The organism is Pelomonas parva (genome assembly GCF_043555835.1).
GTDB classification, from domain to species: Bacteria; Pseudomonadota; Gammaproteobacteria; order Burkholderiales; family Burkholderiaceae_C; genus Pelomonas; species Pelomonas parva.
In genome coordinates this window covers 116,661-129,177 of the sequence record NZ_JBIGHV010000005.1, presented here as the reverse complement: position 1 = coordinate 129,177, position 12,517 = coordinate 116,661, and the positions used below count along the sequence as shown (strand labels likewise).

The window sequence follows — 12,517 nt, the reverse complement described above, 5'->3', positions numbered from 1 at the left end:
TTTTCTCAGCAGTTCAGAGGCTCAGGCCTTGATGTCCAGCAGCGCGCCGGTGGTGTTGAGCTGCGTCTGCAGCACCTTCATGTTGGCGACGAAGGCATAGGCCGCAGCCTGTTGCTCGACGACTTCATTGGCCGGGTTGATCTCGCGCTCGGGCGCCTTGTCGACATTGGTCGGCTCGACGCTGGGGCGTGCCTGGTTGCTGGCCGCCATGTTGGCGATGTTGGACGCCGATGCGCGCAGGCGCTCGTTCGCGGACGAGATACCGGACAAGGCGGTGGACAAGGCAACGGTCATGGGATTCAACTTTCAAGCGCTCTGGCCGCTACATCGGCCGCGCCGAAAGGAACTTTAGAACATTCGGCGAAAAACCCCGCATCTCCGGGGATCGCCGCGCCGCCATCCGTGAATTCAGCCCGCGAGTTCCTCGAAGCCGCCGGCGGACACGAACACCCGCACGCTGTCGCCGCCGGCAGCCTTGGCCTCGGTGCAGGCCAGCGCGCCGGCGCCGAGCACGGCGTCCACCGTGCCCAGCGTCGAGTGGATCTGCACGACGCCGACCGAGGCCTTGACGCGCGTGCGGTGCATGCCCCAGCGCAGCCGGTAGGCGGCCACGGCGGACCGGATCTTCTCGGCAATGATCTGTGCGTAATGCTGGTCGCAGTCGGGCAGCAGGATGGCGAAATGGTCTTCCTCCAGCCGCGCGACCAGGTCGGACGCGCGCACCTTGCCGATTAGCATCTGGCCCAGGCCGTAGAGGAAATGATCGCCCACCTCCGCGCCCATGTCCTTCACGACGTCCCCGAAACGGTCCACGTCCAGCCACAGCACCGAGACAGGGTCGCTGCGGCGGCTGCCCACATGCTCGCCCAGGCGGCGCTCGAACTCGCGGCGGTTGGCCAGCTCGGTCACCGCATCGTGCTTGGCCGTCCAGGTCGGCTGCAGGCGCTGGGCGCGGGCGGCGGTCACGTCCTCGACGATCCACAGCGCCTCGCCTGCCGGGTCATCCCAGTGGACAGGCGTGGCCTGCAGGCGACCCCAGAAACGGTGGCCGTCGCGCTTGACGTACTCCATCTCCTCGTCCAGCGGTCGCCCGGCAGTGAACGCCGCGCCGGCACGCTCGTGCAGCGCCGTGTGGGCGAGGTCTGTTGTGTGGACGACCCGCGTGCCCTGGCCGGCCAGGTCGCTGTCGTCACCGAAGCCAAAGAGGTGGTTGAACTCCTCGCTGACGACTTCGAAACGCTGGCCGGACACGAAGGCCACGGCCGTGGGCGCCCGCACGAGCATGGCGCGCAGGCGGGCGGCGGTGGTGTCTTCTGCTGGGGCTGTGGTGCTGCTCATGGCGTCTCCTGAGTCGGTCTTCTCCACCCGACTATCGCAGGACTGCCGGCTTTAAACCATGCGGCAGATCACGGTCTACGGGGCTATCTGCTCCGCATAGTCGTAGAGCGCCGACAGGATGGCCTCGCCGCGCTCGTCGGCGGATTCGCCGAGCTGGTCGATGCGCTCCATGAAGGCCGCCAGCGTCTGCGCCCCGCCTTCGCCTTCGTGCAACCGCGCAGCCAGATGCGCTTGCCAGCGCTCGGCCTCTTCGGGCGACAGGCTGGCCGGGAAGTTGCGCGCGCGCCAGCGGAAGACGAGTTCCTCCAGCCGCCCGTCCTGGAAGGCCAGCTTGCCCTGTGCCGCGCGCTCGGCCAGTTGCTCGGGCGAAGTTGCGCGCACGCGGTTCAGCGCGCGGCGGTCCTCGTTGGCGATGAAGCCGCCATAGAGGTCTTCGTCCACGTCGGCCGCTTCGAAGGGCTCGCGCTGGAAGACGTCGGCCCACAGGCCGTCCAGCAGCCGGCCCTTCTCGGCCAGCAGGCGGGCGTTGGCGAGCTGGGCTTCGGTGTCGTGCCCCCAGCGCTCGGCCATGGCCGGGCTGAGCGTCTTCAGGTTGCCGATGACGATGGGGCTCTTGTTGACGTGGAGGGTCTTGATGGGCAGCCGCGTGACGCCCTCGGGCAGCGCGTCCTGCTTGGTGAACATGCGGGTGCGGATGGCCTCGGCGTTCAGCGTCAGCAGCTCTTCAGGCGAAACCGAGCAGTCCCAGACGATCAGCTCGTTCTTGTTCGTCGGGTGCGGCGCCAGCGGCCAGACGACGGCGATGCAGCCGCGCTCCGGGCCGTACATGCCCGAGATGTGCAGGAAGGGTTTGCCGATGCCGATCTCGTCCCACACGGCCTGCTTGCTGCGCAGCTTGACGCAGAAGTCCCACAGCTTGGGCTGGGCCTGGCGCAGCTTGCGGGCTAGCGCGACGGTCGCGCGCACGTCGGACAGCGCATCGTGTGCCGCCTCGTGGGCCACGCCGTTGGCGATGGTCAGGTGCTCGAGCTTGAAGCTGGGGCGGCCGTCCTCGTGCTTCGGCCACTCCATGCCGTCGGGCCGCAGCGCGTAGGCGCAGCGCACGACGTCCAGCAGGTCCCAGCGACCGCAGCCGTTCTGCCACTCGCGGGCATAGGGGTCGATGAGGTTGCGCCAGAACAGGTGGCGCGTCACTTCATCGTCGAAGCGGATGCTGTTGTAGCCCACGCCCACCGTGCCGGGCAGGGCCAGCACGGTCTCGATGCTGGCCGCGAACTCGTGCTCGGGCACGCCGCGCTGCAGGCAGTGCTGGGGCAGGATGCCGGTGAGCAGGCAGGACTCGGGGTCGGGCAGGTAGTCGGGCGCCGGCTGGCAGTACAGCATCAGCGGCTCGCCGATCTCGTTGAGCTCGGCGTCGGTGCGCAGGCCGGCAAACTGGGCCGGGCGGTCGCGCCGGGGCACGCGGCCGAAGGTCTCGTAGTCGTGCCAAAAGAAGCTGATGTCGCTCATGGCCCGGGACGATAGCGCAAGGTCGGGCGCGCACCTGTCGCCAAGCCACGAACGCTCCGCTAGAGTGGGCCGCTAGCTGATGCTAACGAGGGAGTCCGCCGTGAAGACCCGTACTGCGCTGCTGCAAGGATTGCTGGCCCTGGCCCTCACAGGGCACACCTGGGCCGACGACGAGACCATCGCCACCGACCGCCCGGACTTTGTCGAGTCCAGCGACGTGGTCGGCAAGGGCCGATGGCAAATCGAGACCAGCCTGGCCTGGGAACGCGACCGGGTCGGCAGCGTGAAGGCGCGGCTGGCCAGCACGCCCACGTTGCTGCGCATCGGCGTCGGCGACACCTGGGAGCTGCGCTTCGAGACCGATGGGCGGCTGCGGCTGCGCTCCGAGGAGGCCGGTGTCACGACGCGCGAGCGCGGCTGGTCGGACCTGTCGGCGGGCATCAAATGGCATCAGCGCGACGGCGACGAGGACGCTGGCACACCGGGCCTGGCCTGGCTGCTGCACGTCGACATGGACAGCGGCTCGGGCGCCTTTCGCGGCCAGGGGCTGAGGCCCTCCCTGCGACTGGTGGCTGAGTGGGAGTTCGCCGGCGGCTGGTCGGCCGGGCTGATGCCCGGGCTGTACCGGGACCGCGACGAGGACGGACGGCACTTTGTGGGCGCCATCCTGGCCGGCGTCGTCGGCAAGTCGCTCACCGACAAACTGCGCGGCTTCGTCGAACTGTCGGGCCAGCAGCTCACGTCACGCCGACATGGTGGCAGCGTGGTCACGCTGGATGCCGGCTTGGCCTACCTGCTGGAGCGCAACCTGCAGGTCGACATGGCGGTAGCTCACGGCATCAACAAGAACGCGCCGGATCTGGCGTGGACGGTCGGTCTGTCGGCCCGGTTCTGAGGAGGTCCACAATGAATCTCAACATCCGGCAGCGCCTGCTTGCACTCAGCCTGATGGGGCTGCTCTTCGTGTCCGTCGTGGGCCTGGTGGGCTACCTGGCGCTGGGCACGCTGTCGAGCACGGCGGCGTCGGTTGCGAGCTCCAACGCGGCGCTGCGCGCGCAGCTGGAGGCGGACATGATGCACGACGCGCTGCGCGGCGACGTGCTGCGCGCGGTGCTGGGCGGCATCAAGGGCCAGGCGTCCGAGCTGGCCGACGTGCAGAAGGACATCACCGAGCACACCCAGGACTTCCGCGGGCACATCGATACGCTGAACTCCCTGTCGCTCAGCCCCGCGATCTCCGACGTCATTGGCAAGACGCAGACGCGGCTCAACGCCTACATCACCAGCGCCAACGAGGTGGTCAAGCTCGCCGGCAGCGACCTGCCCGCGGCCGAGGCGCGGCTGCCGGCCTTCGGCGAGGCCTTCAAGGCGCTGGAGACGGACATGGAACAGCTGAGCGACCTGATCCAGGCCTTCGCCAAGGAAGCCGACGCGACGGGCGCGGCCTCGGCTGCGCGGGCGAAGCTGTTGTTGATTGCGGCGGCCGTCGTGGGCGGCGGCCTGCTGCTGGTCTTCAATCTCGTGGCGGCTCGCAGCATCACGCGGCCATTGGAGCGCGCCGTCAGCCACACGCAGACCGTGGCGGGCGGTGACCTCAGCCATCACATCGAAGGCCACACGCGCGACGAGACTGGCCACTTGCTGCTGGCGCTGCAGCAGATGGGCGCGAACCTCGCCCACATCGTCGGCCAGGTGCGGTCCGGCGCGGACTCCATCTCCACCGGCTCGGCCGAGATCGCCACCGGCAGCGCCAACCTCAGCCAGCGCACCGAGGAGCAAGCCAGCAGCCTGGAACAGACGGCGTCGGCGATGGAAGAGCTGACGGCAACGGTGAAGAACAACGCCGAGACGGCCCAGCGCGCCACTGCACTGGCGCGATCAGCGGCGACGGTGGCCGAGCGTGGCGGCGCGGCGGTGGACGAGGTCATTCACACGATGAGCGACATCTCGGCCAGTTCCAAACGCATCGCCGACATCATTGGCGTCATCGACGGCATCGCCTTCCAGACCAACATCCTGGCGCTGAACGCCGCCGTCGAGGCCGCGCGGGCGGGCGAGCAGGGCCGCGGCTTTGCGGTCGTCGCGTCGGAGGTGCGCTCGCTGGCCGGGCGCTCGGCAGACGCGGCCAAGGAGATCAAGGGCCTGATCGGCAGCAGCGTCGAGCGCGTGGAGGCCGGCAGCGTGCAGGTGGGCCGCGCGGGCGAGACGGTGCGTAGCATCGTGCTGGAAGTCGGCAAGGTCAGCGACCTGATTGCCGAGATCAGCGCGGCCAGTACCGAGCAGAGCCAGGGCATCGGCCAGGTGGGCTCGGCCATCACCGTCCTGGACCACATGACGCAGCAGAACGCCGCGTTGGTGGAAGAAAGCGCGGCAGCGGCCGAGAGCCTGAAGGACCAGGCGGCTCGGCTGGCCGACCTGGTGGCGCAGTTCCGCTTGCCGCGCTGATCGTCAGCGTTTCTTCACGACGACGCTGCCGATGGAATAGCCGGCGCCGAAGGAGCAGATGACGCCGGTGTCACCGGCCTTCAGGTCGGCGCGGTGATGGTGAAAGGCAATGATGGAGCCGGCCGACGCGGTGTTGGCGTATTCGTCCAGGATCAACGGCGCAATCTCGCTGCCGGCATCGGCACCCACCAGTTTCTTGATGACCAGTTGGTTCATGCCCTGGTTGGCCTGGTGCAGCCAGTAGCGGCGGACCTCGGCCGGCGCCAGGCCCAGCTTGCCGAGGTGAGCCTCGATGTGGGCGGCGGCCATGGGCACGACTTCCTTGAAGACCTTGCGGCCCTCTTGGTAGAAGGTCAGGTCGCGCGCATTCGGGTCGCGGTCCTCGGCGCGGTTCATGAAACCGAAGTTGTTGCGGATGTTGCTGCTGAACTGGGTGGCGAGGTGGGTGCCGAGGATTTCCCACTGCTCAGGCCCGGTCGCGTCTTCCGCGCGCTCGACGATGACGGCCGTGCAGACGTCGCCGAAGATGAAGTGGCAGTCGCGGTCGCGCCATTCCAGGTGGGCCGACGTGATCTCGGGGTTGACGACCAGCACGCATTTGCTCGCGCCCGAGCGCACCGCGTTGACCGCCTGCTCCAGCGCAAAGGTGGCCGACGAGCAGGCCACGTTCATGTCGAAGCCGTAGCCGCCGGCCCCCAGTGCCTGCTGGATCTCGACGGCCATGGCCGGGTAGGCGCGCTGCATGTTGGCGCTGGAGCAGAGCACGGCGTCGATGTCGGCGCCGGTCTTGCCGGCCTGCGCCAGCGCCTGCTTCGCGGCATCCACGGCGATCTCGGCCATCAGCGAGATCTCGTTGTCGCCACGCGGTGTGAAGCGCGGGTACATGCGGGTCGGGTCCAGCACGCCGGCCTTCTCGATGACGTAGCGCTGCTTGATGCCCGAGGCTTTCTCGATGAACTCGACGCTGGAATGCGTCAAGGCGGCACGCTCGCCGGACGCGATCGCCTCGGCGTGCTGGGCGTTCTGCAGGTCGGCGTAGGCGTTGAAGGCCTCCACCAGTTCTGCGTTGGTGATGACATGGGGCGGGCGGTAGATGCCCGTGCCACTGATGACGACGGGCGGGAATGAAGCTTGCATATTGAAGACGGAAGCCGCCGCCTGCTGAAGTACGAAGCCTGAAATCTTATCGACCTGGCCGGATGACTTCTCTACGCACTAGCCCAGGAGGCTGTCGGGCTTTGGGCTGGGTGCGCGCCGGGGCGAGTTGCCATGCCAGACAAGGCGCGACCACCGCCGTGGGGCCACACCCCACAAGGTGGGCGTAACGCCGGATGGCATGGCAATTCGCCCCGGCCCTTCGGGTTGGCTCGCCTTGGGGTCGCATGCAGCGTTGCAAATGCTCGTCGGGTGTACAACCCGACTCCGCTTTGCGCCTTGCCTGCGACCCCAAGGCGGGCCAACGCGCACCCAGCCCAAAGCCCGACAGCCTCCTAGCGCATGAACGAAGACAGCCTGCTACCGCCCGACGACGCCCTGCGCCTGACGCTGCACAACGAAGTGCATGCACGCCCGCCGGCGCGCATCCGCCTGCCGGCCGTCATCGTCCACATCGCCGTGCTGAACGACGGCGTCAGCCGCGCCGACGAGCACGCCCACCTGCGCCGCCTGCCCGGCCAGCACGAATTGGCTGAGGAGGCGCTGAACGCCAACTTCCTGCGCCTGCGCTGCGGCGAGTTCTCGATGAAGTGGGAGCGCCATGCCGAGTTCACGCGCTACTCGGTCGTGCAGCCGCTGCCGGCCGATGCCGAGCCCGGCGCGCAGACGCTGGACGCGCTGCCGCTGCGTGTCGCGCCCGACTGGCTGGCGCGCATTCCGGGCCGCACGTTCGCAGCCATCAAGCTGGTCATGATCGAGCGCCCGCTGACCTTCGCCCCCAGCGCGCTGGCCGAGGGCCGCGCCTGGTTCGGCGCCCACGCCGTGGTCGCGTCGACGATGGGCGGGCATTCGCTGGTCGTGACCGACTTCTGCCTGCGCGCCAGCGGCTTCGAGCACATCGTCGTGCTGGCTGAGCCCGGCACGCCCGAGACCCGCGCCGGCCGCATCTGCCAGCGCCTGCTGGAGCTGGAGACCTACCGGCTGATGGCGCTGCGCGGCCTGCCGGCGGCCAAGGCGCTGGGCGCCACGCTGGCCGAGGTGGAGGCCACGCTGGCAGCCATCACCGCGCGGCTGGAGCTTCGCGGCGCCTCGGAGGCCGAGCTGCTGGACGACCTGATCTCGACCGCCGCGCGCGTGGAGCATGCAACGGCCGAGCACCAGTACCGCTTCGGCGCGACACAGGCCTATCACGCCATCGTCCAGACGCGGCTGAGCGAGCTGCACGAAGGCAAGGTGGCCGGTACGCAGACGCTGGGCGAGTTCATGCAGAGGCGGCTGTCGCCGGCCATCGCCACCGTCAGCGCGACAGCCCAGCGCCTGGCCGGGCTGTCGCAGCGCATCTCGCGCGCCAGCGCGCTGCTGCGCACGCGGGTGGACATCGCCACCGAGGCGCAGAACCAGCAGTTGCTGGCCCAGCTGGGCGACGGCCAGCGCACACAGTTGCGCATGCAGGCCACGGTGGAAGGCCTGTCGCTGGCGGCCATCACCTACTACGTCGTCAGCCTGCTGCTCTACTTCTTCAAGGCGCTGAAGGCCGAGGGCTGGCTGCCGTTCAGCCCGGAGCTGGCGGCCGGCGTGGCCATTCCGGTCGTGCTGCTGACCGTGTGGCGGACGACGCGGCGCATCCACCGCAAGTTCTTTCATCACCCCTGAAAGGACCGGCAGGCATCATTGCGTTCCCAACCTGGATGCCCATGCCCATCTCGCCCGAATCCCGCATCGTCGATCTCCCACTGTCCGAACGGGTGCGCGTGCAGCAGGTCAAGCTGCTCTCCGACAACTGGTACACGCTGAAGACCACCGCCTTCGATTTCCTGCGCAGCGACGGCCAGTGGCAGACGCAGCACCGCGAGACCTACGACCGCGGCAACGGCGCCTGCATCCTGCTCTACCAGCGCGCACGCCGCCGCGTGCTGCTGACGCGGCAGTTCCGCTACCCGGTGTTCGTGAACGGCTGGCAGCAGCTGATGACCGAGGCCGTGGCCGGGCTGCTGGACGAGGCCGACCCGGTCAGCTGCATCCGTGCCGAGGCCGAGCAGGAAGCGGGCGTCCACGTGCGCGAGCCACAGGCGCTGTTCGAGGCCTATATGAGTCCGGGCTCGGTGACCGAGAAGCTGCACTTTTTCGCCGCCGAGTACGAGGACGCGGACCTGGTGAGCGAAGGCGGCGGCCTGGTCAACGAGGGCGAGGACATCGCCCGCTTCGAGCTGGGCTTTGACGAGGCCATGCGCCAGGTCGAGGCCGGCGAGATCGTCGATGCCAAGACCCTCATGCTGCTGCGTTGGGCCGAGCGGCATGTGTTCGGCCCGCCGCCTCGGCAGGGGCCGCTGCTGGTCTTCATCGCCGGGCCATACAACGGTACAGGCAGCGGCACGGGCGACCGTGAAGACCTGATCGCGGCGAACGTCAAGGCCATGCAGGACGCCGCCGTGCAGGTGGCCGAACTGGGCCATGTGCCGCTGCTGGGCGAATGGGTCACGCTGCCGCTCATCGAGGCTGCGGGTGGCCAGCGCGGCGATGCAGTCTGGGACCGCTTCTTCCACCCGCATGCACAGGCGGTGCTGGAGCGCTGCGACGTGCTGCTGCGCATCGGCGGCGAATCGGCCGGTGCGGACGCGATGGTCAAGGCAGCTCTGGCTCGCGGGTTGGCTGTACACCACGGCCTTGAAAGCCTGAGGCCCCTGAACGCCCCGGCAGTTGCGTAGAATCAATCACCGGGCCCAAATTTTGTCTTCGGCCCGGCGCGTCGCGCCTTAACTTCGCAAGCGAAGTTAGCCTGCGACGCGACGGCCTCCCGGCCGTCGAGGGCGCCAGCCTTCATGCCGAAGCAAGTCAAGCGCTCGCAGCTCAGGCACGCACTGCTTAACGCGTGCCGCAACTGTGAACACCACTGACATGGAAATCTTCGACTACGACAACATCCTGCTGCTGCCGCGCAAATGCCGCGTGGAGAGCCGCTCGAACTGCGACACCTCGGTGCAGTTCGGCCCACACCGCTTCCGCCTGCCGGTCGTGCCCGCCAACATGAAGACCGTGGTGGACGAGCCCATCACCGAGTTGCTGGCCCGCGAAGGCTACTTCTACGTGATGCACCGCTTCGACCTGGACAGCCTGGCCTACGCCAAGTCCATGCGCGACAAGGGCTTGCTGGTGTCCTTGAGCGTAGGTGTGAAGCCGGCGGACATGGAGCTGGTGGACCGCCTCGCGGCCGAAGGCGTCGGCGCCGACTACCTGACCATCGACATCGCCCACGGCCATGCCGAAAGCGTGCAGCGCATGATCGGCCACATCAAGCACAAGCTGCCCGACACCTTCGTGATCGCCGGCAATGTCGGCACGCCGGAAGGCGTCATCGACCTGGAGAACTGGGGCGCCGATGCGACCAAGATCGGCGTCGGCCCGGGCAAGGTCTGCATCACGCGGCTCAAGACCGGCTTCGGCACCGGCGGTTGGCAGCTGTCGGCGCTGAAGTGGTGTGCCCGCGTGGCCACCAAGCCCATCGTCGCCGACGGCGGCATACGCCACCACGGTGACATCGCCAAGAGCGTGCGCTTCGGCGCCGCGATGGTCATGATCGGCTCGCTGTTCGCCGGCCACGAGGAATCGCCCGGCACGACGGTCGAGGTCGACGGCAAGCTCTACAAGGAGTACTACGGCTCGGCCTCGGACTTCAACAAGGGCGAATACCGGCATGTGGAGGGCAAGCGCATCCTCGAACCGGTCAAGGGCAAGCTGGGCGACACGCTGAGGGAGATGCAGGAGGACCTGCAGAGCTCCATTTCGTATTCAGGCGGCACGCAGTTGGCGGACTTGAAGAAAGTGAATTACGTGGTTCTCGGCGGTGAAAACGCCGGCGAACATTTGTTCATGTAGCAACCCATTGACAGCCCGGCGTTTCGGCGAGCCCGCGAGGGCGCAGCCAGAACGCGGGAGAGCACTTGTTCATGTCACTCTCAGCGCAACGTCACGGCCGCCTCAAAACCGGGCTCGGCGTTGCGCAACTCAAGCCGGCCGCCATGCGCCTGCGCCACCAGCCGGCACAGGCAAAGCCCCAGGCCCACGCCGCCCTCCCCGCGCGTGCGCGCCGCGTCCGGCCGGTAGAACGCCTGGCCCAGGTTAGGCAACGCATCGGCCGGCACGCCGGGGCCGAAGTCGCGCACGCTGATGCGAACGCCGTTACCCGCTCGGCTCAGGCCGACCTGCACCGCGCCGCGCGCCGCATCGTTGTGGCGCAAAGCGTTGTTCACCAGGTTTCGCAGCAGCAGTTGCGCGCGCGGCCGGTCCAGCTTTAGCAGCGGCAGGTCTGGCTCGACGTGCAGATCCACGCCCGGCCGCGCCTGCTCCCGCGCCAGCTCGGCAAGGTCGCAATCCGACAGCTGCAAGGCCTGGTGCCCGCTGCCCAGCCGCTCGCTCTCCAGCAGCGCCGTGATGAGGTCGCGCATCTGCGCGAGCTCGTCGAGCAGCGCGTCACGCGACTCGCCCTCGCCCACCATTTCGGCGTGCAGCCGCGCGCGTGTCAGCGGGCTGCGCAGCTCGTGGCTGACGGCCAGCAGCAAGGCGCGCTTGCCGTCCAGCATGGCCTGGATGTCGGCCGCCATCTGGTTGAAGCGCAATGCGAGGTCACCGATCTCGTCGCGGTGGATGACCGGCACACGATGCGAGAACTGGCCGCGGCGGAAGGCCTCCGCGCCCAGCGCCAGCGCGTGCAGCGGTTGCACCATGTGGCGGATGGCCCCGAAGGCCAGGCCCGTGACCAGCAGCAGCGCCGGCACGGCCCACAGCAACCCGGCCGCGCTGTCCTCGGACCACCAGAGGATGGCGCTGCTGGCGCAAGCCAGCACGATGAACACCGCGATCAGGCGCGCGCCCAGCGAATGCTTGAACTGCCGGTGATGTCGGTGCCAGCGCTGATGCCAGCGATGCCGCGCCCGCCAGCGCCACTCGCGGTCGCGGCTGAAGCGCTGTGCGCGCTTCCTCTGCTGGCGCTCGCAGCGCTCGCGCCATTGGTGGTCGTAGGGATGTTGTCTCACGCGGAGCGCGCCGGGAGGGCAAAGCAATAGCCGGCGTTGCGCAGCGTCTTCAGCGCCTCCAGCGGCTCCAGCTTGCGGCGCAGGCGGCTCACCAGGATGTCGACCGCGCGCGTGAACAGCTCGGCCTCCTGGCCGCGCAGCCGGTTCAGGATGTCGTCGCGCGAGAACACGCGGCCGGGCTCGCGGGCCAGCAGCAACAGCAGTTCGTACTCGGTGCCGGTCAGCTCGACAAAGCCGTTCGCACAGCGAACCTCACGGCGCGCGGTGTCGATCTCCAGGCCCTCGAAGCAGAGCCTGCCAGCCGGCTGGGCTGCAGCGGGCGCGGCGGCCGGTGCCAGACGCGTGCGGCGCAGGATGGTCTGCAGCCGCGCCGCCAGCTCGCGCGGCTCGAAGGGCTTGGGCAGGTAGTCGTCGGCGCCCAGTTCCAGACCGACGACGCGGTCGGTCAGGTCGCCACGCGCGGTCAGCATCAGCACGGGGATGTCGCGCCAGGGGGCGGCCCCGGCGCGCAGCCGCTTGCAGAACTCGAAGCCGTCCATCTCGGGCAGCATGCCGTCGAGGATCAGCGCATCGAAGCGTTCGGCGCCCAGCCGCGCCACGGCGGCGCTGGGTCGCGTGACGGCTTCGAGCTGGAAGTCGAAGCGGGCCAGGTATTGCGTCAAAGGCCCGGCCAGCGCCTCGTCGTCGTCAATCAGCAGCAGTCGGTGCATGGCGGGATTATTCGGCCTCGCTCTCCGCATCAGGCCTGGCGCCGGTCGCGAGAGACGCCCTGCATCATCAAGCGCAGCAGTTGCCGCTGCTCGGCATCCAGCGAGTCGACGAAGTCGGCAAGGGCGGTGACAGCACGCGGCGCGGCGAGGTGGCCGGCACAGCCGTCAGCGGGGCGGGTGACAGGGTGGCCAAAGTGGCGGCGAAACTCCTGGTGGGCGTGCCAGCGACGAAAGAAGTTCATGGTGGGCTCTGTCGGTTGGGATGCGCCCATGATTGCGGGGCGCGCCGCGCCGCGCATCTCGACGCGGTATCGCCGGGTTTCGTTTTGT

At 68.6% G+C, this 12,517-nt stretch carries 11 protein-coding genes and 1 pseudogene; 5 read left to right on the top strand and 7 right to left on the bottom strand.

Annotated features, from left to right (window positions below; translation table 11 throughout):
- Positions 1–21: 21 nt before the first annotated feature.
- The 3 genes from ACG00Y_RS14365 to sbcB all read right to left on the bottom strand — a co-directional run bounded on the left by ACG00Y_RS14365 (position 22) and on the right by sbcB (position 2,847).
- The gene (locus ACG00Y_RS14365; RefSeq protein ID WP_394479914.1) at positions 22–294 is read right to left on the bottom strand and encodes a flagellar basal body rod protein; all 273 of its coding nucleotides are present in this window, start codon (positions 292–294) and stop codon (positions 22–24) included.
- A gap of 114 nt (positions 295–408) precedes the next feature.
- Complete coding sequence (locus tag ACG00Y_RS14360) at positions 409–1,338, bottom strand: GGDEF domain-containing protein (RefSeq protein ID WP_394479913.1); 930 nt, start codon at positions 1,336–1,338, stop codon at positions 409–411.
- Positions 1,339–1,413: 75 nt separating this feature from the next.
- Positions 1,414–2,847 carry an exodeoxyribonuclease I gene (gene sbcB, locus ACG00Y_RS14355; protein WP_394479912.1) on the bottom strand — a complete coding sequence of 478 codons (1,434 nt, stop codon included), beginning with the start codon at positions 2,845–2,847 and terminating at the stop codon, positions 1,414–1,416.
- A 100-nt stretch (positions 2,848–2,947) separates the two neighbouring features.
- Between sbcB and ACG00Y_RS14350 the strand changes: the two genes are divergently transcribed.
- Together ACG00Y_RS14350 and ACG00Y_RS14345 are read left to right on the top strand one after the other, a co-directional pair.
- Positions 2,948–3,742: a transporter gene (locus ACG00Y_RS14350; RefSeq protein ID WP_394479911.1), complete on the top strand. Its 795-nt coding sequence runs from the start codon at positions 2,948–2,950 to the stop codon at positions 3,740–3,742.
- A gap of 11 nt (positions 3,743–3,753) precedes the next feature.
- Positions 3,754–5,292 carry a methyl-accepting chemotaxis protein gene (locus ACG00Y_RS14345; RefSeq protein WP_394479909.1) on the top strand — a complete coding sequence of 513 codons (1,539 nt, stop codon included), beginning with the start codon at positions 3,754–3,756 and terminating at the stop codon, positions 5,290–5,292.
- A 3-nt stretch (positions 5,293–5,295) separates the two neighbouring features.
- Here the strand turns inward: ACG00Y_RS14345 and ACG00Y_RS14340 are convergent, their stop codons facing one another.
- Positions 5,296–6,429, bottom strand: coding sequence for a beta-ketoacyl-ACP synthase III (locus tag ACG00Y_RS14340; RefSeq protein WP_394479907.1), 1,134 nt, complete (start codon positions 6,427–6,429; stop codon positions 5,296–5,298).
- 360 nt (positions 6,430–6,789) lie between these two features.
- Between ACG00Y_RS14340 and ACG00Y_RS14335 the strand changes: the two genes are divergently transcribed.
- The 3 genes and pseudogenes from ACG00Y_RS14335 to ACG00Y_RS14325 all read left to right on the top strand — a co-directional run bounded on the left by ACG00Y_RS14335 (position 6,790) and on the right by ACG00Y_RS14325 (position 10,320).
- On the top strand, positions 6,790–8,100 hold the full coding sequence (locus tag ACG00Y_RS14335) for a DUF3422 family protein (protein WP_394479905.1): 1,311 nt from the start codon (positions 6,790–6,792) through the stop codon (positions 8,098–8,100).
- 41 nt (positions 8,101–8,141) lie between these two features.
- Positions 8,142–8,744: pseudogene (locus ACG00Y_RS14330) on the top strand (GDP-mannose pyrophosphatase); the annotation flags it as partial.
- A 598-nt stretch (positions 8,745–9,342) separates the two neighbouring features.
- Positions 9,343–10,320, top strand: coding sequence for a GMP reductase (locus tag ACG00Y_RS14325; RefSeq protein ID WP_394479903.1), 978 nt, complete (start codon positions 9,343–9,345; stop codon positions 10,318–10,320).
- Between the two features lie 80 nt (positions 10,321–10,400).
- Here ACG00Y_RS14325 and ACG00Y_RS14320 read toward each other — a convergent pair whose 3' ends face one another.
- The 3 genes from ACG00Y_RS14320 to ACG00Y_RS14310 are packed head-to-tail and all read right to left on the bottom strand — an operon-like array spanning position 10,401 to position 12,429.
- Positions 10,401–11,477 carry a HAMP domain-containing sensor histidine kinase gene (locus tag ACG00Y_RS14320; protein WP_394479901.1) on the bottom strand — a complete coding sequence of 359 codons (1,077 nt, stop codon included), beginning with the start codon at positions 11,475–11,477 and terminating at the stop codon, positions 10,401–10,403.
- On the bottom strand, positions 11,474–12,187 hold the full coding sequence (locus ACG00Y_RS14315; protein ID WP_394479899.1) for a response regulator transcription factor: 714 nt from the start codon (positions 12,185–12,187) through the stop codon (positions 11,474–11,476). The genes ACG00Y_RS14320 and ACG00Y_RS14315 overlap by 4 nt, the downstream gene beginning before the upstream one ends.
- A gap of 29 nt (positions 12,188–12,216) precedes the next feature.
- Entirely contained in the window at positions 12,217–12,429 is a 213-nt protein-coding gene (locus ACG00Y_RS14310; protein ID WP_394479897.1) for a hypothetical protein, read from the bottom strand.
- Positions 12,430–12,517 lie beyond the last annotated feature (88 nt).

What these genes read in the sequence shown, in the direction of transcription:
- ACG00Y_RS14365 (WP_394479914.1), bottom strand. Translation starts at nt 294, where the DNA reads ATGACCGTTGCCTTGTCCACCGCCTTGTCCGGTATCTCGTCCGCGAAC.
- ACG00Y_RS14360 (WP_394479913.1), bottom strand. Translation starts at nt 1,338, where the DNA reads ATGAGCAGCACCACAGCCCCAGCAGAAGACACCACCGCCGCCCGCCTG.
- sbcB (WP_394479912.1), bottom strand. Translation starts at nt 2,847, where the DNA reads ATGAGCGACATCAGCTTCTTTTGGCACGACTACGAGACCTTCGGCCGC.
- ACG00Y_RS14345 (WP_394479909.1), top strand. Translation starts at nt 3,754, where the DNA reads ATGAATCTCAACATCCGGCAGCGCCTGCTTGCACTCAGCCTGATGGGG.
- ACG00Y_RS14340 (WP_394479907.1), bottom strand. Translation starts at nt 6,429, where the DNA reads ATGCAAGCTTCATTCCCGCCCGTCGTCATCAGTGGCACGGGCATCTAC.
- ACG00Y_RS14335 (WP_394479905.1), top strand. Translation starts at nt 6,790, where the DNA reads ATGAACGAAGACAGCCTGCTACCGCCCGACGACGCCCTGCGCCTGACG.
- ACG00Y_RS14325 (WP_394479903.1), top strand. Translation starts at nt 9,343, where the DNA reads ATGGAAATCTTCGACTACGACAACATCCTGCTGCTGCCGCGCAAATGC.
- ACG00Y_RS14315 (WP_394479899.1), bottom strand. Translation starts at nt 12,187, where the DNA reads ATGCACCGACTGCTGCTGATTGACGACGACGAGGCGCTGGCCGGGCCT.
- ACG00Y_RS14310 (WP_394479897.1), bottom strand. Translation starts at nt 12,429, where the DNA reads ATGAACTTCTTTCGTCGCTGGCACGCCCACCAGGAGTTTCGCCGCCAC.